The sequence below is a fragment of the Mycobacterium sp. IS-1264 genome, from assembly GCF_001954195.1.
GTDB lineage: Bacteria > Actinomycetota > Actinomycetes > Mycobacteriales > Mycobacteriaceae > Mycobacterium.
In genome coordinates this window covers 118955-141195 of record NZ_MBES01000070.1, presented here as the reverse complement: position 1 = coordinate 141195, position 22241 = coordinate 118955, and the positions used below count along the sequence as shown (strand labels likewise).

Below are 22241 nucleotides of genomic sequence, written 5' to 3'. Positions count from 1 at the left end.
CTCCCGGACAGCGCCGGCCGCGGTGCGATCGAAGACCTCGCCGGCCGGGGCGTCGCCGCCGAACAGCGCCGAACTCACCAGCGCCCGGCGCAGGTGCAGGTGCGCATCGTGTTCCCAGGTGAAGCCGATGCCGCCATGCACCTGGATGTTGAGTTCGGCGCTGTTCGGCGGCGACGCCCCGGCCGGCGAGGTCTTCGATCGCACCGCGGCCGGCGCTGTCCGGGAGAACAGCCTGGACCTGCCGCCCGAGGCCGAAGAACTGCGCAAGCGGATCCACGCCGATGCCGCCGAGATCGCCGCGCTGGACAAGAAGGCGCAGCGCGACAAGCTGATCGAGACGGGCTACGTGATGCCGCACTGGCCCAAGCCCTGGGGTCGCGCGGCCGACGCCGTGGAACAGTTGGTGATCGAGGAGGAGTTCCGCGCAGCGGGCATCAAGCGGCCCGACTACTCGATCACCGGATGGGTGATCCTGACCCTGATCCAGCACGGAACTCCTTGGCAGATCGAGAGATTCGTGGAGAAGGCGCTGCGTCAGGACGAGATTTGGTGCCAGCTGTTCTCAGAGCCCGAAGCCGGGTCGGACGCGGCGTCGGTGAAGACGCGGGCCACCCGGGTAGACGGCGGCTGGAAGATCAACGGGCAGAAGGTGTGGACCAGCGGGGCGCAGTACTGTGCGCGTGGCCTGGCGACCGTGCGCACCGACCCCGACGCGCCCAAGCACGCCGGCATCACCACTGTGATCGTCGACATGAACGCGCCCGAGGTCGAGGTGCGGCCGCTGCGGCAGATCACCGGCGGCTCGGAATTCAACGAGGTGTTCTTCAACGACCTGTTCGTCCCCGACGAAGACGTCGTCGGCACCCCCAACTCGGGATGGACGGTGGCGCGGGCGACGCTGGGCAACGAGCGGGTCAGCATCGGCGGCAGCGGATCGTTCTACGAGGGCCTGGCGTCGAAACTCGTGCAGCTTGCTCAGGCGTCAGATCGGTTGGCGGGCGCGCGAATCCGGGTCGGAAACTTCCTCGCCGACGATCACGCGCTGCGGCTACTGAACCTGCGCCGCGCCGCCCGCAGCGTCGAGGGCGCGGGCCCGGGTCCCGAGGGCAACGTCACCAAACTCAAGCTGGCCGAGCACATGATCGAGGGCGGCGCGATCTCCGCGGCGCTGCTGGGGCCCGAGGTCGCACTGCTCGACGGGCCCGGCGCGATCGTGGGCCGCATGATGATGGGCGCCCGCGGTATGGCGATCGCGGGCGGCACTTCGGAGGTGACCCGAAACCAGATCGCCGAGCGGATTCTCGGCATGCCGCGCGACCCGCTGATCAACTAGCTTCGACGGGCGGCCTGTCCTGTCGTCCGCGCTATGTCGACGTGTCTTCTAGATACGGCGCCAAGCCGAGGCTTTCGGTTAGTGTCAGCCAATCGGCCGCCGAGACCGTATAGGCAGGGGGTTCATTCGTTACGGGCGCGTTGGCGGACCACGAAAATCGCCGCTTGAGCCCTTCGAAATTGCGGCATCCGATGGTCAGTGGTTGCATGCCCGGAACGCAGACGGACATGGCGGGCGTCGTCGAAAAGTACTGGCCCGCAGCATCTGAGGCGACATTTTGGGCCGACGGGAACGCATGGCCTGCCGAAAGCTGGTAGGTAGCCGGTGTAGCGGTCACCTGCGAAGCCGAGGCCCGGGCATTGGGCGCGTTGGTTTTTGGGTCGATCACTTGGATCGTGTCGTTGTCGACGTCAATGAACAGTTGGGGTTGGGAGAGCGATTGCGTCAGTCGGTGTTTCTTTACGAGCGCGAATGGCCCCATTTCCTGGATCAGCAGCGGGTTGGGAAACAGCAGGCACCGGGTCGGTTCTCCTGGTGCGGGCCCGCGCGCAGCGGACCGGCCACCCAGGAGCAGCAGCTCATCGAAGTCTGACTCCGCCAGCCAGGCGTCGACGACCCACACCGGTGGCGCGTCGAGTGGTGTCGCCGGAGCGATGCGACGATCGCGTCCGCCCAGAACAAAATCGCGACGGCCACATTGCAGATGGAGCGCGACCCCGTTGTCTAACCAGAGGCCCAGCTGCGCATCAACGAGTGGATAGACATCACCGCGCCGCCGATCGATGGCGAGCCCGTCGCTGTTCACGGTGATGAGGTACTTGCGGCGCGATCGCAAAAAGATGCGGGCGGCAAAACCCACCCCGACAACCAGCAGCCCGACCACGACGCCGTAGATGACCGGGGCGCCGATATGTGGGGAGGGCAGGCGAATGACCTTTAACACTCGCAAGACCTGCAGCCCGCCAAACAAGACGGCCACCGCAAAAATCGCTGAATAGCCGACCTTCCAGTATCGAATCCAGTTGGGCGAGAAGGCCCCAGAGGACGCTGCGAACTGACGTGATGTGGCCGATTGGTCGCTAATGCTCATGCCGCCTCTTTTCTTTCCGCTGCTGTTGATGGCTATCCGTGGAACCCCGGGTCGTAGTGCGGCGGGACGGGACACCAGCCTGGGCCGCAATTGACACCCGAGGGATTATCGGGCGGGGGATTGTCGCCGTCCCAAGTATGCGAACTCTGCAGCGTCGGCTGCCCGTTGAGCGCAATTCGGGGAACGTTGCCCCATCCGTCGGCGACGATGTACCAGGTATGGCACACGCTCATATCCCAGGCGTAGTTCTGTGCGACGCCACGAGACGAGTTCGGGCCACTCGGCCACTCCATCGACTGCCCTGGGCACCAGGTAAATGGTCCCTTGTTGGCGTGAGCGATACCTGGGACCAGCCCTACGCCGACGACGGCAACGCCGCCGGACAGCAGTGCACCGGCAATGATTCGCGAGATTTTTCGACTGAGGTTCATGCGGGGTCCTTTGTCCCGTGCGCCGCCTACCTCGGCGCCGCTTTCGCAATTACACCGGCATCGGTTCGCTACCGATCCCAACAAAGCTTTTCGAACCTTTCGCCGAAGGATCATTCGCAGTCGTTAAGGACCCGCAGCATACTGCGCGGCGCTGTGCCGCGGAAGAGAATTCGGAGGCTAGGCGGGCGCGAACAATGGGGCGCCGCCGGCGCCCTTCTCGGGCCGTGCCTCGACTGTCATCCCGCACTTGACCGAATCCGGTTCGCAGTCAACGATATTGGCGGCCACGCGTAGGCCGCTTTGTTCGGCGAGCTCTACGATCGCGATCACGTAGGGGACCGGGATCTCCGGGTTGTACGGGTGGTGGTTGACCGTGTAGGTGAACACCGTGCCGCGTCCGGAGACCGGTCGCGCCACCAGCGGGCCGCCGCACACGCGACATTCACCGGAAGCCGGATGCACCCAGCGGCCGCAATGGTCGCAATGCTCGATGAGCAGCTGGGACGGCGACTCGGCTGGCACGGCCAATACAGTACACTCTATTGGTCCAGTGTGTGCGGTGGGGTTTGGCCTTTCGGGCGGTGCAGATGACGTATTTCGAAAAAGACGCGATCTTGTCGGGGATCGGCATCTCGCGAATAGGCCGTCGCACCGGCATCCCGGGATTCGACCTGACCATGGAGGCGGTGCGGTCCGCCATCGCCGACGCCGGTCTGGAGGCCTCCGACATCGACGGGATCGCCACCCTGGGCGACACCCCGGCCGCCGAGGTGAACGCCGCGCTGCGGATCGAGGCGGCCGACTGCGGCTCCGGATTCGGCACCGGCGGCCTGCTGAGCCCAGTGATGTCGGCGTGCCGGGCGGTCGCCGAGCGCCGCGCCCACCACGTGGTGGTCTACCGCACGATCCAAATGCTGGGCGGCACGGTCCTAAAGCAGGAAGAGAGCGCGCCGGCGCCGGCGCTCGCGCGCATGTTCGAGACACCCGAAGGGGCCGAGCGTCCCGCCGTCGGCGCGATGGACGACGTCAACGATCTGGTTGCGGCCCAGGCCTACTCCGCCGCGAACTGGCTGGCGCTGAACTGCCGTCGGCACATGGAGCTGTACGGAACCACCAAGGAGCAGCTCGGCTGGCTAGCCCTCAACGGCAGGCGCAACGCCGCACTGAATCCCCTTGCGGTATACCGCGAACCGATGACGATGGCCGACTACCTGGCCGCGCGGCCCGTGTCGACACCGTTCGGCCTGCTGGACTGCGATGTGCCCATCGACGGATCGATCGCCGTGGTGGTCTCGCACGCGGACTACGCCCGCGATTGCCCACACCGCGCGGTGCGGGTGGAAGCGATCGGCGGGTCCGACGGCGCCGGTGGTTGGTTCCACCGTGACGACTACCCCAAGATGGCGATGTCGGATGCTACGACGCAGATGTGGTCGCGCACCGAATTGAAGCCCGCGGACCTCGAAGTCGCCGAGTTGTACGACGGCTTCACCTTTCTCGCCCTCGCCTGGTTGGAAGCGCTGGGCGTATGCGGTGACGGCGAGGCCGGCCCGTTCGTCGAGGGCGGTGCCCGGATCGCCCGCGACGGCGTGCTGCCGCTGAACACCTATGGCGGCCAACTCTCGGCCGGGCGCATGCACGGGTATTGGGCGTTGCACGAAGGTTGCCTGCAGTTGCGCGGCGAAGCGGGGGAGCGGCAGGTGTCGCGACGCCCGGAGGTCGGCGTGGTTTCCGTGGGCGGTGGTCCCGTGGCGGGATGCATGTTGCTCACCTGTTGAAACGATGAGTACCGCCCCGCAGGCCAGCCCAGCGAACAAACTTGCTTCGACGATCGCCCGCGAGATCGAGGCGGACATCGTTCGTCGCGGCTGGCCCGTCGGCGAGTCGCTGGGTTCCGAACACGCTCTGCAGCAACGCTTTTGCGTGAGCCGGTCCGTGCTGCGGGAAGCCGTTCGACTGGTGGAGCATCATCAGGTCGCCCGGATGCGCCGCGGACCCAATGGCGGACTGCTCATCTGCGAACCGGACGCCGGCCCGGCGACCCGCGCCATCGTCATCTATCTCGAGTACCTGGGCACGACGCCGGCCGACCTGCTCAACGCGCGCCTGGTCCTCGAACCGCTGGCGGCCTCTCTTGCCGCCGAGCGGATCGACGAAGGCGGCATCGATCGGCTACGAGCGGTGCTGCGCGCGGAGGAGCGCTGGAGGCCGGGTCTGCCTGTGCCGCGAGACGAATTCCACATCGCACTGGCCGAGCGATCCAAAAACCCCGTCCTGCAATTGTTTATCGACGTCTTGATGCGGCTCACCAAGCGATACGCGCTGCAGTCGCGAACCGAGTCGGCAAGCGAGGCCATCGAGGCGATCGACTACATGCACAACGACCATTCCGAAATCGTCGCCGCCGTCACCGCCGGTGATTCTGCGCGAGCCAAGACGCTGTCCGAGCGCCACGTGGAAGTGGTCACCGCCTGGCTGCAGCAGCATGGCGACGGGCGCCGAAGCAGGGCACGCCAGCGGCGGCTCAACCCCGAGGCGCCACGGGCCAAGCTGGCCGAGGTACTGGCGGCCAACATCGGCGACGACATCGCGGCCGCAGGCTGGCGGGTCGGGTCGGTCTTCGGGACCGAGACGGAGCTGCTCGCGCGCTACCGGATCAGCCGCGCCGTGCTGCGTGAAGCGGTGCGGCTGCTCGAATATCACTCGGTGGCGCGGATGCGGCGCGGACCCGGGGGCGGGCTCGTCGTCACCCAACCAAAGGCGCAAGCCAGCATCGACACCATCGCGCTGTATCTGCAGTACCGCAAGCCGAGCCGCGAAGACTTACGCTGCGTCCGGGACGCGATCGAGATCGACAACGTCGCCAAAGTCGTCAAGCGGCGCAGCGAACCCGACGTGGCCGCCTTCCTCGATACGCATGGGCCCGCGTTCGGCGAGAACCCCCAAACCGATGACGAAGTGCGCAAGGCCACGGTCGAAGAATTCCGGTTCCACGTCGGACTGGCGCGGCTGGCCGGCAACGCGTTGCTGGATCTGTTCCTCAGGATCATCGTCGAGTTGTTCCGCCGGCACGGGTTCAGCACCGGCGGGGCGCTGCCGACCGCCGCCGACGTCGTCGCCGTCGAACACGCGCACCGGCGCATTCTCGAGGCGATGGCCGCCGGGGATGACAGCCTGGCGCGTTACCGCATCCGTCGTCATCTGGACGCCGCGGCCTCCTGGTGGCTGTGATCGAGCCGCATTTGGGGCGATCCCGGTTTGTGACCGATTACCTGCGTAGCCAAGGCCCGCAGGGGGTATGGGGGTAGGTAACGCGTAGGCAGGGCGGGCCGGTCCAGCAGGGGGTTGGCATTGTGATGGAAAGCGGGAGCGCCGAAAAAGTGAGCTTGGGCACGGAAAGGGAACATCAGGGCTTCGTTCACTCCGCGCTCCTCTATCACTCTCAGCGGGAGTACCTGGATTTCGTGGCGGGCTTCGTCATCGACGGGCTGGCGATGGACGAGCCGGTGCTCGTCGCCGTGCCCGGCGACATGATGGCGCTCGTACACGACGAGCTATCCGGCGCGTGCGGGACGCCGGACGGGCTGCGGATGGCCGATACCACCGAGGTCGCCCGCAATCCGAATCGCTTCATGGCCATGGAGGGTTCCTTCGTTGAGGAACACCCCGACCGGCGGGTACGCATCGTCAGCGAAGTCTTCTGGCCGGGCCGTACCGACGACGAGCTCTGGGCCTGCGTCGAGCGTGAGGCGCTGGTGAACGAGGCATTTGACGGTCACGCGGTGACGGGGTTGTGCCTCTACGATGCGAGCCGTCTGGATGACGACGTGCTGGCGGACGTCCGTGCCACCCACCCGATGCTCTGGAGTAGCGGTTCGCTGCATCCCAGCGCCGAATACGCGCCGGACGCGGTGATGGCGCGCTGCAACGAACCCCTGCCGAACAACCCCGGGGCCGTCACGTACATGGTTCGCAAGTCCGCGGATCTGCGCCTGGCGCGGGCTTTCGCCGTCAACTACGCCGACTGGGTCGGACTATCCCAAGACGGCATCGAGGACTTGCAGTTGATCGCCACCGAGCTGGCCAGCAACAGCTTGATGTACACCGACGGCGCGTGCCGGCTGGCGTTCTGGCGAGACGACGATCACTTGGTCTGCGAGGCGCGTGACAGCGGACGCCTCGACGACCCGTTGGTCGGACGGCTGAACCCGGGCCCCAGCGGCCCCGCCAGCCGGGGACTATTTCTGGTGAACGCCATATCGGATTTGGTGCGCACCCATTGCACGCCGGCGGGCACGACGATTCAGGCCTATCTGCGGCTTGATCCCTCGCCGCGGCCGGTTGGATAGAAGCAGGCGACCCGCCTGGAGGGCGATGTTCGCTCAGCTCAACGAGCCCGCGAGCCAACCGGGCGCCGGGTGACGCGCCCTCGTGGGTGCCGGCGAAACGCCTAGTCGACGGTGGCTGGAGCGACGACCGAGGTAGGCGCGCCCGGGGCCGGCTGGGCAGGTATCGGTGCCGGCTGCGACTCCGACGCGCATCCCGTCGGGAGCAGCACCGCGACCAGGCCCCCGGCCAGGGCGGCGGATTTCAGAGTTCTTTTGCTCTTCGCATTCATCGGCTTGCCTTTCCCGTGCCGGTGCGTGGCCACGTTTGCGCCTGACGCCACCAAGCAGATGCTATGCCCTTTATTTGACACACGTAAGATACTTCGGGTGAAAAGCACGCCGAAGACCCTGTCGTCGCGTTGGTTGGGGCGGCGGTACCTGTTTCACATTGGGCGACTTGGCATTCCGACCTTCGCCGGACTGCTGTACTTCGGATTTGCGCTCGGCGTGCTGTTGGGGGGCTGCTTAACCGGACTCGGTTACTCGCGTTTTGCGCCGGCCGCGCTAATCCTGCTGGTGTTCGCCCTGATCGGCGCGCGCATCTGGTACTTCATTGGCCACCCGAAATCGCTTGCCGACGGTGCCGTGCGCGTGCAGGACGCCGGCGCCGCGCTCTACGGCGGCTTGGTGCTCAGCTTCGCGGTCTCGTGGCCGATGCTGCACCTCATGGGGCTGGAGTTCTGGCGAGCCTGGGACGGCGTGGGCATCATCATGCTCGTCGGGATGGTCGTGACGCGCATCGGCTGCCTGATCAACGGCTGCTGCTCTGGACGAGAAACGCAGGGGCCCTTCGGGTTATGGCTGCCCGACGACCGCGGCGAATGGAAGCGCCGGTACCCGACGCAGCTCTTCGAAGCGGGTTGGTCGGCAATGATTTTGGGTGTGGGAGTGTGGTTGTACGAGCCGTCCGCACGTCCCGGATTGTTGTTTCTGGGTTCGGCCGCGGCGTACGGGACTGGCCGGCTCGGTCTGGAGTTGCTGCGCGCGGACGCCGCGAGCACCGCCCTGCCGACGCGTCTCAATGTGGCGTTTTCGGTTGTGCTGGCGGCAGTCTCGGTGGGGGCGTTCGTACTCAAACTGCGGTAACCGTCGTCGTTCTGCCGGCCGAAAAGCCCGACACCATGCCCCTTTCGAAGCCACGCCCCACGTCGCCGCGCGGTCTGCGGGAGCCGAGGCCATGACGTGGGAAAACTTCGTCGCGACCTACAGTCCCACGGCCGCGGGACGACGTGTCCGCGTGGGCGCCCTGTGAAACTTTTACTCGACCGTCGGCGGCGGCGCGACGACCGTAACCGGCGCTCCCAGAGATCCCGCGGGAATCTCGACCGGCGACGACGTCATCAAACATCCCGTCGGTAGCAGCAATAGCCCGACAAGTCCCGCGCCCAGTGCCACGGCTTTCAGAACCTTTTTGCGCTTCGCATTCATTGGCTTGCCTTTCACGTGCCTGTAGGTGACCACGATCGCGCCTAGAACCACCAAGCAGATGCTATGCCTTTTTTGACGCACAAGTAAGTTTTTCGGGCGAAAAGCACGCCGAAGAGCCGGTCGTCGCGCTGGTTGGGGCGACGGTACCTGTTTAGCATTGGGCGACTTGGCATTTCGTTTCGCTGCGGGCGTTCGTACTCAAACCGCCGTAAAGGCAGTTGCGTTGCCCGGCCGTGGCGGCTAGCCTCGGCGCTCGTGCGTCTTCTCGAGCGTGCCGTAGTAGCCAGCACCCGCAGCGGGGTCTGATCCAGACCGACCCCCCGCTGTGGGTCGGAAGCTACGCCGTCGGTCGCTCCTGCTGATCAGAGAAGCCCGACACCATGCCCCTTTCGAAGCCAGTTTCGAAGCCTCTTCCCACGTTGCCGCGCGGTTTGCGGGAGCGGGCCGAGGCGATGACGTGGGAGAACTTCGTCGCGACCTACAGCCCGACGGCCGGCCCGCTGCGACTCGGGCATTGGGAGTGCACGGATATCGAGCGGCCCGCCGCACGGCTGGGTCCACAAGCCCGCAACTTTCGGGCGATGATCGCCGTCGGCGACCGCATCAGCGCCTCCACCGCATCCGCCAGCGGGCCCATCGCCGCGCTCACCGAGATGCTGCACGAGCGCGGGATCACCGTCGAGACGCTGAGCTTCCATCAGCTGCGGTCGGGCGAATTCACCGCCACCTTCATCTGCGGCAGCAACGGGATTCGCTCCGAGTGGGCGATGGGTTGGTCGGAGGATCCGACGCAGTCGGCGCTGCGCGCGGTCATCGCCTGCGCCAACCGGCTGCTCACAGCCGTCTAGGCCGACCGGTCAGATCGGGCGCAGCACGATCGGCATGCCGTCCTTCGGAATCGGCATGCCGCCGTAGTCCCAGCTCGGCTGGTAGCCGGGCCGGGGCAGTTCCAGTCGGTACCGGCGCAGCAGCCGGTGCAGGATCGTCTTGACCTCCAGCCGCCCGAAGGTCATCCCGATGCACTTGTGCGCACCGCCGCCGAATGGCGTGAACGCATAGCGGTGTCGCTTGTGCTCGCTGCGCGGCTCGCAGAACCGCTCCGGGTCGAACTTCAACGGATCCGTCCAGAGTTCCGGCAGGCGATGATTCATCCCGGGATACGCAATGACGTTGGTGCCCTTGGGAATGTAGTAGCCGAGCAGGTCCGTGTCGCGCACCGTCTGCCGCATTGCCCACTGAACCGGGGTCACGATCCGAATCGACTCATCCATCACCAGGTCGAGTGACTCCAGCTTCTCCAGCGACTCGATGTCGAGCGGGCCGTCGCCGAGGCGGTCGGATTCGTCGCGGCAGCGCTGCTGCCATTCCGGATTGGCGGCGAGGTGGTAAACCATCGTCGTCGCGGTCGACGTCGACGTGTCGTGGGCGGCCATCATCAAGAAGATCATGTGATTGACGATGTCCTCGTCGGAGAACTTGTTGCCGTCCTCGTCCTCGGTTTCGCATAACACCGACAGCAGGTCCGTGCCGTTCTTTCCGCGTTGTTCCTTGACCCGCTCGCGGAAGTAGTTCTCCAGCAATTCGCGCGCCTTGAGGCCGCGCCACCAGGTGAACGGCGGCACGCTGGTGCGGATGATCGCGTTGCCCGCGCGGGTGGTGACGGTGAACGCCTTGTTCACCTTGGTGACCAGCTCGTGGTCGGTGCCGGGCTCATGACCCATGAACACCATCGACGCGATGTCGAGCGTCAACTCCTTCATCGCCGGGTACAGCAGGAAGCGCGCGTCGTCGATCACCCAGTCGTCGGCGACCACCTGCGACACGACCTTGTCCATCTGCTCGACGTAGCTGACCAGCCGGGAGCGGACGAACGCCTCCTGCATGATCCGGCGGTGGAACATGTGCTCGTCGAAGTCGAGCAGCATCAGCCCACGGTGGAAGAACGGCCCGATCACCGGGACCCAACCCTGCTGCGAGTAGTCCTTGTTGCGGTTGGAGTAGATGACCTGCGCGGCGTCCGGGCCCAGCGCCGCGACCCCCGGCAGCACGGGCGAATCCCCGAACACGACCGGCCCCTTGGTCTGGTAGAGGAACATCAGATAGTCCGGCCCGCCGCGCAGCATCTCGATGATGTGCCCGATGACCGGCAGTCCCGCGTCACCCAGGACCGGCTTGAGCCCGCTGCCGGGCGGCGGATCGGCGAGTTTGTGCTCCGGGAATTGAGTGTTCAGCAGCCTTCGTTCGACCAGTCCCATGCCGGGAAAGTTGTTGATCGACGGGGTAAATCGGCGCCGCGCCTGGTCGAGCAGGTAGTGCGGGGTGCTGATGGTGGCGGCCATGGACGCTCCTTTGCGATCCCGGGACACGTGCGCGCTAGCACTTCAGCCCATCCTGAAGTCCGAACTTGACGCCTGTCAAGTTTTGGTCTTTTCTGAACGGGATGACAAGGTCAGACCATGGCAGCCGACCCGACGCCCACCGCCCGGCGTAGCCGCGGCGATCTTCAGCGGGAGGCGATCGTCAGCGCTGTGCGGGAGCTGCTGCAAGAGGGTTCGTTCGCGGACCTGTCCGTTAGCACCATCAGCGAGCGGGCCCGCATCGCACGGTCGGGCTTCTACTTCTATTTCGACTCCAAGTACGACGTGCTTGCCGTGATCCTGGGCGAGGCAACGCACGAACTCGAGGAGCTCACGCAGTACTTCGCGCCGCGCGCGCCCGGCGAGACGCCGGCGGCGTTTGCGCGGCGGATGGTCGGCAGTGCCGCCACGGTGTTCGCCCACAACGACCCGATCATGACCGCGTGCAACGACGCGCGGAACACCGACGCGAAGATCCGGGAGATCCTGGACGGCCAGATCGACATCGTGATCGACCAGATTGTCAGCATTGTCGATGACGAAATCGCCGCCGGCACAGCGCATCCGATCAGTGACGATGTACCGGCTCTGGTCCGCATGCTGGGAGCGACGACAGCGATGATGCTGTCCGGCGACGTGACCTTCCTCGGGGCCGACCGTGACGTGGAGCGCGGCGTGCGGGTGCTCGAGCAGTTGTGGCTGAATTCGCTGTGGGGCGGCGGTCAGAGCTAAGGCGTTACCGGCGGTATCGTCACGGCCATGGCACAGAAGGCGTATTTCGCGGGGAAGCGGTGTCTGGTCACCGGTGCGGCGAGCGGCATCGGCCGCGCCACCGCGTTACGGCTGGCCGCGCAGGGAGCCGAACTCTATCTGACCGACCGCAACCCCGAAGGCCTGGAACTGACGGCGGCCGACGCCCGCGCGGCGGGCGCGAGCGTGCCGGAGTATCGGGTCCTGGACATCGCCGACTATCAGGATGTTGCGGCGTTCGCCGCCGACATTCATGCCAAGCAACCCAGCATGGACGTGGTGATGAACATCGCCGGGGTGTCGGCCTGGGGAACCGTCGACCGGCTGACCCACGAGCAGTGGAGCAAGATGGTCGCAATCAACCTGATGGGTCCGATCCACGTCATCGAGACGTTCGTCCCACCAATGGTGGCCGCCGGGCGCGGTGGGCACCTGGTCAACGTGTCGTCGGCGGCCGGGCTGGTCGCGCTGCCCTGGCACGCCGCCTACAGCGCCAGCAAGTTCGGACTGCGTGGTGTTTCCGAGGTGCTGCGCTTCGACCTGGCCCGGTACCGCATCGGGGTGTCGCTCGTCGTACCCGGCGCGGTGAATACCCCGTTGGTCAACACCGTCGAGATCGCCGGGGTCGATCGCGAGGACCCCAACGTCAGCAAGTGGATAGACCGCTTCAGTGGTCACGCCGTGTCGCCGGAGAGGGCGGCCGACAAGATCTTGGCCGGGGTCGCAAAGAACAGATACCTCATCTACACCTCGCAGGACATCCGGGCGCTGTACGCGTTCAAACGGCTTGCGTGGTGGCCCTACAGCGTGGCGATGCGCCAAGTCAACGTCATCTTCACGCGCGCACTACGACCCGCTCCGGTGCCGTCACGCCGGCATGACCAACTCGAGTCGGACCCCGAGTAACCGGACCGGCCGATCGAGTTCGAAGAGGTCCAGGACGCGCAGGGCGGCCGCGACGATGACGTCGGCGTCGGTGGTGGGCGTCGCCAGCTTGCGGATCTTGGTGCGGGTGTAGAACGTCGCGGTGCGCACGGTGACCGCCACCCGGCTGACGATCCGCCCGCCCGCCACGACATCGTCGAGCGCTTGGCGGGCCAATGCCGTTACCGCCGAATCCATCTCGGCGCGATCGGTGAGATCGCGCGGAAACGTCACGACATGGCTGCGTGAGCGCGGAACCCACGGCTCCGCGCTGACGTCCGTGTCGCCGCCACCCTTGGCGAGCAGCAGCAGCCAGAGGCCGGTGCGCGGACCAAAGGTGGACGTCAGCAGCTCGGCGTCGGCGTGGGCGAGCTCGCGTACCGTCGTTATCCCCAGGGCCGCAAGCTTTTTCGCGGTCTTGGGTCCCACGCCCCACAAGGCGTCGACGGGCCGGTCCGCCATCACGTTCATCCAGTTCGCGTCCGTGAGGACGAAGACGCCGGCCGGTTTCGCGAACCCGGTGGCGACCTTGGCCCGCTGCTTGTTGTCGCTGATGCCCACCGAGCAGGACAAGCCCGTCTCGGAGGAAATGACCGTCTGGATCTTTTCGGCGATTTCGACGGGGTCCTCGCCGGCGAAACCGACGTAGGCCTCGTCCCAGCCCCACACCTCGACGGGGTGCCCCAGGTCGCGCAGTAGTCCCATCACCTCGTCGGAGGCCGCGTCGTACGCCGCGGGATCCGACGGGAGGAACGTGGCGTCGGGGCAGCGGCGAGCGGCGGTGCGTAATGGCATGCCCGCGTGCACACCGAACTCGCGGGCCTCGTACGAGGCGCAGGTGACGACCTTGCGCGGTTCGGTCGGATCGCCGCTGCCGCCGACGATCACCGGCAGCCCCGCCAGGTCGGGGTGGCGCCGTAGTTCCACCGACGCCAGAAACTGGTCCAGGTCCACGTGCAGGACCCAGTTCGTCACCGCCCGCACAGCTTGCGCGCCAGGCTTTCCCACGCGTCGCCCAACGTCTCCAGGGTGTGGCCACCGTCCTTGAGTTGGTGCTCGACGTAGTTCACATTGAGCAGTGCGAGCAGGGCGTCGGCCTGAGCGTCGAGGTCGCCGGTGGTGTGCGCCGCCTGGAGCAGCACCCGGACGTGGGTGCGGTGTACCAAGACGGGCGCGCTGTTGCGGGTCTGCGGATCCCGGTGGGCTTCCGAAAGCAGCTCGTGGTGGGCGTGGACGAAGCGCATCCGCTCCCGGCCGAAGGCCACCAGCCGGTCCATCGGCGGTGCATCGGGTCCCAGCGGCGGCGGGCCGAACAGGAATGCCTGCTGACTGGCGCGCTCGTCTTCGTCGAGCAGCACCATCATCAGGCCGGCCCGGTTGCCGAATCGGCGAAAGACGGTGCCCTTGCCGACCCCGGCGGCCGCCGCGACGTCGTCCATGGTGACGGCGTCGGCGCCGCGCTGGGCTACCAGATTGCGCGCGGCCTCCAGCAGGAGCGCGCGATTGCGCGCCGCGTCACCTCGCTCGTGGGGGAGCTGTTGGGGAGCGGACACCGGCAACTCGCGCAACCGATCGCTCATACCTGCACTTTAACGCGTTCGGAATAAAACGGACCAGGGTCCGGTTTGGTCGTGCAAAGATGTAGACCAAGAACCGAAGGGAACCGAACAGTGCCAGAGAACAAATCCGAGATCAAAGTCTTGGCGTTGGTGGGGAGCCTGCGTTCGGCGTCGATCAACCGTCAGATCGCCGAGCTGGCGGCGGCGGTCGCTCCCGACGGCGTCAGCGTCACGCTGTTCGAAGGGCTGGCGCAGCTGCCGTTCTACAACGAGGAGATCGACGACGCGATGACGCCCGACGCCCCGGCGCTGGCTGCGGTGGACGCGCTGCGCGCCGCGGCCGCCGACGCGGACGCCGCGCTTGTGGTCACCCCCGAGTACAACGGCAGCATCCCGGCGGTCGTCAAGAACGCGATCGACTGGCTCTCGCGACCGTTCGGCAACGGCGCGCTGAAGGGCAAGCCCCTTGCGGTGATCGGGGGGTCGTTCGGCCAGTACGGCGGGGTATGGGCACACGACGAGACCCGTAAGTCGTTCGGGATCGCCGGCGCGTCGGTGGTCGAGTCGATCAAGCTGTCGGTGCCGTTCAAAACGTTGGAAGGCAGGGCTCCCGCGGATCACGCCGAATTGTCGGCGAATGTGCGCGACGTCGTCGGCAAGCTCGCCGCCGAAGTCGGCTGATTTGGCCTGAATTTGGGGAAAGCCGACAAGCCGCCGGACGGCGACCAGCGCCGTTTCGACAACCGCATAGCCAAAGCCGCCAGTTGCCGCTGGCGGCTTTGCTAGCACGGGGCGCACGCGCCGGCGGAAGCGGCTCCAAACGAGCACTGTCGGTGGCCGGTGATATACCGATCCGTATGGGCATCCGCGGCGCGATATGTGACCTGCGACACGCCGGGCGCGCGGCCGTCGCAAGCCTTACGACCAGGGAATTTCAAAATTGTTATTCCGAACATCTTGTATCTCGACAACTTGTCGGCCACTAGGTGTAGTGTTTCGAGCACCGGCAGATCCCAGAATCCCCAAGCTGGCCGGGCGTGGGGCACCTCCCGGAATCGGTACCGCCAGGCCGTTCGGCCTGACCTCCGCAAAACGGGAATCTGGGGCCTTGACGGGCCGCTGAACATAGCGCAGACGTAGTACCCCCAGCAGTTGCCAGTCCGTAATAAGTTCCCTTCCGCAAAGGAGCGGCATCCATGAGCGTTACCGTGTACACCAAGCCGGCGTGCGTGCAGTGCAGCGCCACCTTCAAGGCTCTGGACAAACAGGGCATCGCCTACGACAAGGTCGACATCACCCTGGACTCCGAGTCCCGCGACTACGTGATGGCGCTGGGCTACCTGCAGGCCCCCGTGGTGGTGGCCGGCAACGACCACTGGTCCGGCTTCCGGCCCGATCGCATCAAGGCGCTTGCTGGAGCCGCGCTGAGCGCCTAGTGCTGTAGATGAGTAAGTAAGGAGGTTGCGGTGCCATGGACACCACGCAGCGCAACCTGGTCTATTTTTCGTCGGTGTCGGAGAACACCCATCGCTTCGTGCAGAAGCTGGGTGTTCCCGCCACCCGAATCCCGCTGCATGGCCGGATCGAGGTCGATCAGCCGTACGTGCTGATTCTGCCGACGTACGGCGGCGGCCGGGCCACCCCGGACATCAACGACGGTGGCTACGTCCCCAAACAGGTCATCGCCTTTTTGAACAACGAGCGCAACCGATCGTTGATCCGCGGCGTCATCGCGGCGGGCAACAACAACTTCGGTGCGGAATTCGCCTACGCGGGTGAAGTGGTCTCCCGCAAGTGCGGCGTTCCGTACCTCTACCGCTTCGAACTGATGGGAACCCCGGACGACGTGGATGCCGTCCGGGCCGGTCTAGCTGACTTTTGGAAGGAACAGACGTGCCACCAACCGTCACTGCAGAGCCTGTAGCCGCCGGCACGCACGTGGTGCCCGAAGAGACGGACTACCACGCTCTGAACGCGATGCTGAACCTGTACGACAAGGACGGCAGGATTCAGTTCGACAAGGACGTGCTGGCGGCGCGCCAGTACTTCCTGGAGCACGTCAACCAGAACACGGTCTTCTTCCACAATCAGGACGAGAAGCTCGACTACCTGATTCGCGAAAACTATTACGAGCGTGAGGTTCTCGACCAGTACTCGCGCAACTTCGTCAAGGAGCTGCTGGACCGCGCCTACGCCAAGAAGTTCCGCTTCCCGACGTTCCTCGGCGCGTTCAAGTACTACACCTCCTACACGCTGAAGACATTCGACGGCAAGCGCTACCTGGAGCGCTTCGAGGACCGCGTGGTCATGGTCGCGCTGACGCTGGCGGCCGGCGACACCGGGCTGGCCGAGAAGCTGGTCGACGAGATCATCGACGGCCGGTTCCAGCCGGCCACCCCGACGTTCTTGAACTCGGGCAAGAAGCAGCGCGGTGAACCGGTTTCGTGCTTCCTTTTGCGCATCGAGGACAACATGGAGTCGATCGGGCGATCGATCAACTCCGCCCTGCAGCTGTCCAAGCGCGGCGGGGGAGTTGCCTTGCTGCTCTCCAACATTCGCGAGCACGGCGCGCCGATCAAGAACATCGAGAACCAGTCCTCGGGCGTCATTCCCATCATGAAGCTGCTCGAGGATTCCTTCTCCTACGCCAATCAGCTGGGAGCGCGCCAGGGCGCCGGCGCGGTGTACCTGCATGCGCACCACCCCGACATCTACCGCTTCCTGGACACCAAGCGGGAGAACGCCGATGAGAAGATCCGCATCAAGACGCTCAGCCTGGGGGTGGTGATCCCCGACATCACCTTCGAGCTGGCCAAGAAGAACGAGGACATGTACCTGTTCTCGCCGTACGACGTCGAGCGGGTCTACGGCCTGCCGTTCGCCGACATCTCGGTGACCGAGAAGTACTACGAGATGGTCGACGACGCGCGCATCCGCAAGACCAAGATCAAGGCACGGGAGTTCTTCCAGACGCTGGCCGAGCTGCAGTTCGAGTCCGGCTACCCGTACATCATGTACGAGGACACGGTGAACCGGGCCAATCCCATCGAGGGCAAGATCACCCACTCCAACCTGTGCTCGGAGATCCTGCAGGTGTCGACTCCGTCGGTGTTCAACGACGACTTGTCGTATGCCAAAGTGGGCAAAGACATTTCGTGCAACCTGGGATCGCTGAACATCGCGAAGACGATGGACTCGCCGGACTTCGCCCAGTCGATCGAGGTCGCGATCCGCGCGCTAACCGCGGTCAGTGACCAGACGCACATCACCTCGGTGCCCTCAATCGAGCAGGGCAACAACGATTCTCACGCGATCGGGCTCGGGCAGATGAACCTGCACGGCTACCTGGCCCGCGAGGGCATCTTCTACGGTTCCGAGGAAGGTGTCGACTTCACCAACATCTACTTCTACACGGTGCTGTATCACGCGCTGCGGGCCTCCAACCGGATCGCGATCGAACGCGGCACGCACTTCAAGGGTTTCGAGCGGTCCAAGTACGCGTCGGGCGAGTTCTTCGACAAGTACACCGAGCAGGTGTGGGAGCCGGCGACCGACAAAGTGCGTCAGCTGTTCGCCGACGCCGAGATCCGCATTCCCACGCAGGACGATTGGAAGCGACTCAAGGAATCGGTCCAGGCGCACGGCATCTACAACCAGAATCTGCAGGCGGTGCCGCCGACCGGGTCGATCTCCTACATCAACCACTCGACGTCGTCGATCCACCCCATCGTGTCGAAGGTCGAAATCCGCAAGGAGGGCAAGATCGGGCGGGTCTACTACCCGGCGCCCTACATGACCAACGACAACCTGGAGTACTACCAGGACGCCTACGAGATCGGCTACGAGAAGATCATCGACACCTACGCCGCGGCCACCCAGCACGTGGACCAGGGGCTTTCGCTGACGCTGTTCTTCAAGGACACCGCCACCACCCGCGACGTGAACAAGGCGCAGATCTACGCCTGGCGCAAGGGAATCAAGACGCTGTACTACATCCGGCTGCGTCAGCTGGCGCTGGAAGGCACCGAGGTCGAGGGCTGCGTGTCCTGCATGCTGTAGCCCGGTCTGCCCAGGTCAGCGGCTCCCACGCGGTATGGTGCATGACGTGGTGAGAATTCCCCGACCGCCGCACCCGAGCGTGAAGCCCGGGCGCAAGGTCGACGCGCGCAGCGAACGCTGGCGCGAGCACCGCAAGAAGGTGCGCGGCGAGATCGTCGACGCCGCCTTCCGCGCCATCGACCGCCTCGGGCCCGAGCTCAGCGTGCGGGAAATCGCCGAGGAGGCCGGCACCGCCAAGCCGAAGATCTACCGGCACTTCCACGACAAGTCCGACCTGTTCGAGGCGATCGGGCAGCGCCTGCGCGACATGCTGTGGGCGGCGATCTTCCCGTCGATCGACCTGAAAACCGATTCGGCGCGCGAAGTGATCCAGCGCAGCGTCGAGGAGTACGTCAACCTCGTCGACAAACACCCGAACGTGCTGCGGGTCTTCATCCAGGGCCGTTCCGCCGCGAGCCCCAAGATCCTCGATGAGGGCCGCGGGATCACTCTGGCCATGGCCGACATGTTCGACAACGAGCTCCGCGAGATGGAGCTGGACCACGCAGCGATCGAACTGGCCGGACACGCGGCCTTCGGATCGGCCGCGTCGGCCACCGAGTGGTGGTTGGGCCCCGATGCCGACAGCCCGCGACGCATGCCGCGCGAACAATTCGTGGCCCACCTGACCACCATCATGATGGGGGTCATCGTCGGCACCGCCGAGGCGCTGGGCATCACGATGGACCCCGACCAGCCGATTCACAGCGCCGTGCCCAGCAAGCCGGCCGCCAGCTGAGCGGCCGCGACGTTGACATCGCCACGGCCGTCGATAACACTCGCCTTATCCGATACCCTGGGTACTGGGTATTGCGTTAGCTAAAGGAAGACCCGATCCGCCATGACCGATGTCGTAACCGAAGCCGATCTGCGGCCGCAGTCCGACCAGCCGCCCGTGCATACCCGTGTCCTCATCATCGGGACCGGGTTCTCCGGTTTGGGCATGGCCATCGCGCTGCAGCAGCAGAGCGTGGACTTCGTCATCCTGGAAAAGGCCGACGACGTCGGCGGCACCTGGCGTGACAACAGCTATCCGGGCTGCGCGTGTGACATCCCGTCGCACCTGTACTCGTTCTCCTTCGAGCCCAAGCCGGACTGGAAGAACCCGTTCTCGTATCAGCCCGAGATCTGGGACTACCTCAAGGGAGTCACCGAGAAGTACGGCCTGCGTCGCTTCATCGAATTCAACTCCCTGGTCGATCGCGCCTATTGGGACGACGACGAGTACCGCTGGCACGTGTTCACCGCCGACGGGCGCGAATACGTCGCCCAATTCCTGGTCTCGGGGGCCGGCGCGTTGCACATTCCGTCCTTCCCCGACATCGAGGGTCGCGACGAATTCGCCGGTCCCGCTTTCCATTCCGCGGAGTGGGATCACAGCGTCGACCTGACCGGCAAGCGGGTGGCGATCATCGGGACCGGAGCCAGCGCCATCCAGATCGTGCCCGAGATCGTCGGGCAGGTCGCCGAGCTTCAGCTCTACCAACGCACCCCGCCGTGGGTGGTGCCGCGCTCGAACCCCGAGATCCCGTCGGCGCTGCGCACGGCGATGGAAAACGTCCCCGGGCTTCGTCCGCTGGTGCGCCTGGCGATCTACTGGGGGCAGGAGGCGCTGGCGTTCGGCATGACCAAGCGCCCCAATGCGCTGAAATTCATTGAGGCGTATTGCAAGTGGAACATTTGGCGCTCGGTGAAAGACCGTGAGCTGCGCCGCAAGCTCACGCCCAAGTACCGCATCGGTTGCAAGCGAATCCTGAACTCCTCCACCTACTATGGCGCCGTCGCGGACCCGAAGACCAAACTGATCACCGACGGCATCACCCGCATCACGCGCGACGGGATCGTCACCGCGGACGGCGCCGAACACCGGGCCGACGTGATCGTGTACGCCACCGGCTTCCACGTCACCGACTCCTACACCTACGTCCAGATCAAGGGGCAGCACGGCGAAGACTTGGTCGATCGCTGGAACCGCGAGGGCATCGGTGCGCATCGCGGCATCACCGTCGCCGACGTGCCCAACCTGTTCTTCCTGCTGGGACCGAATACGGGGCTGGGCCACAACTCCGTGGTGTTCATGATCGAATCGCAGATCCGCTACGTCGCCGACGCGATCGCGAAATGCGACAAGATGGGCGCGCAGGCGCTGGCGCCGACCCGCGAAGCGCAGGACCGCTTCAACGACGAGCTGCAGAGCAAGCTCGCCGACTCGGTATGGAACACCGGCGGGTGCAGCAGCTGGTACCTCGACGAGCACGGCAAGAACACCGTGCTCTGGGGTGGCTACACGTGGCAGTACTGGATGGCGACCCGTTCGGTCAAACCGGCGGAATACCAGTTCTTCGGCGTGGGCAAGGTAGGCAGAAGCCGAGTTCAGGCTTCCTAGTAGGGGAACCGCGCTTTACGCTAGGAGGCTTATGAGCGCCTATCAGACCGTCGTGGTCGGCACCGATGGCTCGGACTCGTCGCTGCGAGCGGTGGAGCGCGCGGCCGCGATCGCTGCGGACAACGGCGCGAAATTGATCGTTGCGACGGCCCACCTTCCCGTCCCGGAAGAAAAGGGCCGCTACGCCATCCCGCCCGGGAGCGACCACGGCCAGGACTACCGGACGGTCCGCGAGGCCCCCTACTACGCGATCCTGCAGAACGCCAGGGAGCGCGCGCATCAAGCCGGGGCCCGGAACGTGGAGGAGAAGTCGATCGTCGGCGCCCCCATCAACGCGCTGGTGCAGCTCGCCGAGGACGTCGATGCCGACCTGCTGGTCGTCGGCAACGTCGGGCTCAGCAGCGTCGCCGGGCGGCTGCTGGGATCAGTCCCATCCGAGGTCTCCCGCAGGTCCAAGACCGACGTGCTGATCGTCCACACCACCGGCTGAAGCACTCGTTAATCGCGGCCTAGTAGCTCTGAGAAGGCTTTCGCAGCCGCATCCACCGCGGCGTCGTCGTTCGTGGCCACCAGATCCAGCAGCAGGCCACGAGTGACCGCGAGCCCGAGCCTTGCCATCGCGCCGTCGTAGGGCACATCGGCGGAGGCCTCGACCTCGCGCAGCCAGTCGTCGACGGCGCCGGGAATCATGCGCGTGAACGGCTTTTCGCCTTGGGCCGCCCGCGCGTAGCACTCGAAGAAGAGCCGCTCTAGCTGACGCAATTCGGGGCGGCGGAGGTCGGCCCACATCGCCGCGAAGCCTTCGGCCGGATTCACCGGCAGCCCGGGGACGAGAGCCATCTGCCGGCGCTCGACCTCCTCGACGACCGCCACCAACAGATCCTCTCGAGACCCGAAGTGGTGCAACAGCATTCGATGACTGGTGCCGACCGCGGCGGCCACGTCGCGCAGCGACCGGTCGCCGATGCCGTTCGCCGCGAAATCCTCGATCAGTGCGTCGAGCAGCTGCCGGCGCCGCTGTGAGTCAGGAGTGCGGGCCATCGGCGCGGCTGAGCTGTTCAGACCGCGCCTTGAGGCCCTGGGCCTCGAGTTGCAGGAAGCGCTTGGTCTTCTTGACCATCAGCCGCCCGACGAGCGCGCCGAGTGGACCCCGCTGGTCGAGCTGCTGGCGCACCAGGGTGCGGCTGCCGGGTTGGGCGGTCACGAAGTGGCGCGCGGTCACCAGTGAGCCGGGGGAGCGCTGCACCCACGTCCAGGACGTGCCGGGTTCGATCTCGGTGACCTGCCAGACCAGCTTCTGCATGCCGGGCTGCTTGATCGCGAACCGCCTGCCTACGGCCAGAGCGGGTCCGTCCTGCCCGACCAGCGACGTCACCGAGGCGGTCCAGTCGGGCCAGTGCTCGACGTCGCTGAAGACCTCCCATACCAACTGCGGCGGCGCGTCGATCTCGATGGCGTCCTCGTTAAACATGTACCAAATGGTACATCTGGGTGTCG

General features: G+C 65.7%; 23 protein-coding genes and 2 pseudogenes. 15 read left to right on the top strand and 10 right to left on the bottom strand.

Going from position 1 to position 22241, the window contains the following annotated elements:
• Positions 1-120: 120 nt before the first annotated feature.
• Positions 121-1333, top strand: a pseudogene (locus A5744_RS18200) (acyl-CoA dehydrogenase family protein); the annotation flags it as partial.
• 31 nt (positions 1334-1364) lie between these two features.
• Here the strand turns inward: A5744_RS18200 and A5744_RS18195 are convergent.
• From A5744_RS18195 to A5744_RS18185, 3 genes are all read right to left on the bottom strand, one after another.
• Positions 1365-2423, bottom strand: a complete 1059-nt coding sequence (locus A5744_RS18195) for a hypothetical protein (RefSeq protein ID WP_076063351.1) — start codon at positions 2421-2423, stop codon at positions 1365-1367.
• A 32-nt stretch (positions 2424-2455) separates the two neighbouring features.
• Complete coding sequence (locus tag A5744_RS18190) at positions 2456-2854, bottom strand: hypothetical protein (protein ID WP_076063349.1); 399 nt, start codon at positions 2852-2854, stop codon at positions 2456-2458.
• A gap of 177 nt (positions 2855-3031) precedes the next feature.
• On the bottom strand, positions 3032-3382 hold the full coding sequence (locus A5744_RS18185; protein WP_076063347.1) for an OB-fold domain-containing protein: 351 nt from the start codon (positions 3380-3382) through the stop codon (positions 3032-3034).
• Positions 3383-3441: 59 nt separating this feature from the next.
• Here A5744_RS18185 and A5744_RS18180 point away from each other — a divergent pair, with 59 nt between their 5' ends.
• The 3 genes from A5744_RS18180 (at position 3442) to A5744_RS18170 (ending at position 7203) form a co-directional block, all read left to right on the top strand.
• Positions 3442-4632, top strand: coding sequence for a thiolase family protein (locus tag A5744_RS18180; protein WP_076063397.1), 1191 nt, complete (start codon positions 3442-3444; stop codon positions 4630-4632).
• Positions 4633-4636: 4 nt separating this feature from the next.
• Positions 4637-6085: an FCD domain-containing protein gene (locus A5744_RS18175; protein WP_076063345.1), complete on the top strand. Its 1449-nt coding sequence runs from the start codon at positions 4637-4639 to the stop codon at positions 6083-6085.
• A gap of 122 nt (positions 6086-6207) precedes the next feature.
• Entirely contained in the window at positions 6208-7203 is a 996-nt protein-coding gene (locus tag A5744_RS18170) for a sensor histidine kinase (protein ID WP_076063343.1), read from the top strand.
• Between the two features lie 101 nt (positions 7204-7304).
• Here the strand turns inward: A5744_RS18170 and A5744_RS24695 are convergent, their stop codons facing one another.
• Positions 7305-7523 carry a hypothetical protein gene (locus A5744_RS24695; RefSeq protein WP_170874521.1) on the bottom strand — a complete coding sequence of 73 codons (219 nt, stop codon included), beginning with the start codon at positions 7521-7523 and terminating at the stop codon, positions 7305-7307.
• A 46-nt stretch (positions 7524-7569) separates the two neighbouring features.
• Between A5744_RS24695 and A5744_RS18165 the strand changes: the two genes are divergently transcribed.
• Positions 7570-8328 carry a prolipoprotein diacylglyceryl transferase family protein gene (locus tag A5744_RS18165; protein ID WP_076063341.1) on the top strand — a complete coding sequence of 253 codons (759 nt, stop codon included), beginning with the start codon at positions 7570-7572 and terminating at the stop codon, positions 8326-8328.
• 171 nt (positions 8329-8499) lie between these two features.
• Here the strand turns inward: A5744_RS18165 and A5744_RS24690 are convergent, their stop codons facing one another.
• On the bottom strand, positions 8500-8721 hold the full coding sequence (locus A5744_RS24690) for a hypothetical protein (protein WP_139333465.1): 222 nt from the start codon (positions 8719-8721) through the stop codon (positions 8500-8502).
• 368 nt (positions 8722-9089) lie between these two features.
• On the opposite strand from A5744_RS24690, the pseudogene A5744_RS18160 reads away from it, so the two are divergent.
• Positions 9090-9518, top strand: a pseudogene (locus A5744_RS18160) (homocitrate synthase); the annotation flags it as partial.
• Positions 9519-9527: 9 nt separating this feature from the next.
• On the opposite strand, the gene A5744_RS18155 reads toward A5744_RS18160, so the two are convergent.
• Complete coding sequence (locus tag A5744_RS18155; RefSeq protein WP_076063337.1) at positions 9528-11009, bottom strand: cytochrome P450; 1482 nt, start codon at positions 11007-11009, stop codon at positions 9528-9530.
• A 117-nt stretch (positions 11010-11126) separates the two neighbouring features.
• On the opposite strand from A5744_RS18155, the gene A5744_RS18150 reads away from it, so the two are divergent.
• Complete coding sequence (locus tag A5744_RS18150; RefSeq protein ID WP_076063336.1) at positions 11127-11759, top strand: TetR/AcrR family transcriptional regulator; 633 nt, start codon at positions 11127-11129, stop codon at positions 11757-11759.
• A 27-nt stretch (positions 11760-11786) separates the two neighbouring features.
• Positions 11787-12683 carry an SDR family oxidoreductase gene (locus A5744_RS18145; protein ID WP_076063334.1) on the top strand — a complete coding sequence of 299 codons (897 nt, stop codon included), beginning with the start codon at positions 11787-11789 and terminating at the stop codon, positions 12681-12683.
• On the opposite strand, the gene A5744_RS18140 is transcribed toward A5744_RS18145, so the two are convergent.
• Both A5744_RS18140 and A5744_RS18135 read right to left on the bottom strand, forming a co-directional pair.
• Positions 12645-13685, bottom strand: coding sequence for a DNA polymerase IV (locus A5744_RS18140; protein ID WP_170874527.1), 1041 nt, complete (start codon positions 13683-13685; stop codon positions 12645-12647). The genes A5744_RS18145 and A5744_RS18140 overlap by 39 nt on opposite strands.
• Positions 13673-14281 carry a TetR/AcrR family transcriptional regulator gene (locus tag A5744_RS18135; protein ID WP_076063332.1) on the bottom strand — a complete coding sequence of 203 codons (609 nt, stop codon included), beginning with the start codon at positions 14279-14281 and terminating at the stop codon, positions 13673-13675. Before A5744_RS18135 ends, A5744_RS18140 begins: the two co-directional genes overlap by 13 nt.
• Before the next feature lie 90 nt (positions 14282-14371).
• On the opposite strand from A5744_RS18135, the gene A5744_RS18130 reads away from it, so the two are divergent.
• The 7 genes from A5744_RS18130 (at position 14372) to A5744_RS18095 (ending at position 21234) form a co-directional block, all read left to right on the top strand.
• Complete coding sequence (locus A5744_RS18130; protein WP_139331403.1) at positions 14372-14941, top strand: NAD(P)H-dependent oxidoreductase; 570 nt, start codon at positions 14372-14374, stop codon at positions 14939-14941.
• Positions 14942-15456: 515 nt separating this feature from the next.
• Positions 15457-15696 (top strand): redoxin NrdH, encoded by a 240-nt coding sequence (locus A5744_RS18120; RefSeq protein ID WP_076063331.1) that lies wholly within the window; start codon positions 15457-15459, stop codon positions 15694-15696.
• 35 nt (positions 15697-15731) lie between these two features.
• Positions 15732-16184, top strand: a complete 453-nt coding sequence (gene nrdI, locus A5744_RS18115; protein WP_076063329.1) for a class Ib ribonucleoside-diphosphate reductase assembly flavoprotein NrdI — start codon at positions 15732-15734, stop codon at positions 16182-16184.
• Positions 16154-18319: a class 1b ribonucleoside-diphosphate reductase subunit alpha gene (gene nrdE, locus A5744_RS18110; RefSeq protein WP_076063327.1), complete on the top strand. Its 2166-nt coding sequence runs from the start codon at positions 16154-16156 to the stop codon at positions 18317-18319. Before nrdI ends, nrdE begins: the two co-directional genes overlap by 31 nt.
• A 46-nt stretch (positions 18320-18365) precedes the next feature.
• Positions 18366-19097, top strand: a complete 732-nt coding sequence (locus A5744_RS18105) for a TetR/AcrR family transcriptional regulator (RefSeq protein WP_139329722.1) — start codon at positions 18366-18368, stop codon at positions 19095-19097.
• A gap of 102 nt (positions 19098-19199) precedes the next feature.
• Positions 19200-20744, top strand: coding sequence for an NAD(P)/FAD-dependent oxidoreductase (locus tag A5744_RS18100; protein ID WP_076063325.1), 1545 nt, complete (start codon positions 19200-19202; stop codon positions 20742-20744).
• Between the two features lie 31 nt (positions 20745-20775).
• A complete protein-coding gene (locus A5744_RS18095; RefSeq protein WP_076063323.1) occupies positions 20776-21234 on the top strand; it encodes a universal stress protein in 459 nt (152 codons plus the stop codon).
• A gap of 8 nt (positions 21235-21242) precedes the next feature.
• Here A5744_RS18095 and A5744_RS18090 read toward each other — a convergent pair whose 3' ends face one another.
• Together A5744_RS18090 and A5744_RS18085 are read right to left on the bottom strand one after the other, a co-directional pair.
• Positions 21243-21785, bottom strand: coding sequence for a TetR/AcrR family transcriptional regulator (locus A5744_RS18090; RefSeq protein ID WP_076063321.1), 543 nt, complete (start codon positions 21783-21785; stop codon positions 21243-21245).
• Positions 21769-22215, bottom strand: coding sequence for an SRPBCC family protein (locus A5744_RS18085; protein WP_076063319.1), 447 nt, complete (start codon positions 22213-22215; stop codon positions 21769-21771). The genes A5744_RS18090 and A5744_RS18085 overlap by 17 nt, the downstream gene beginning before the upstream one ends.
• Positions 22216-22241: the final 26 nt, after the last annotated feature.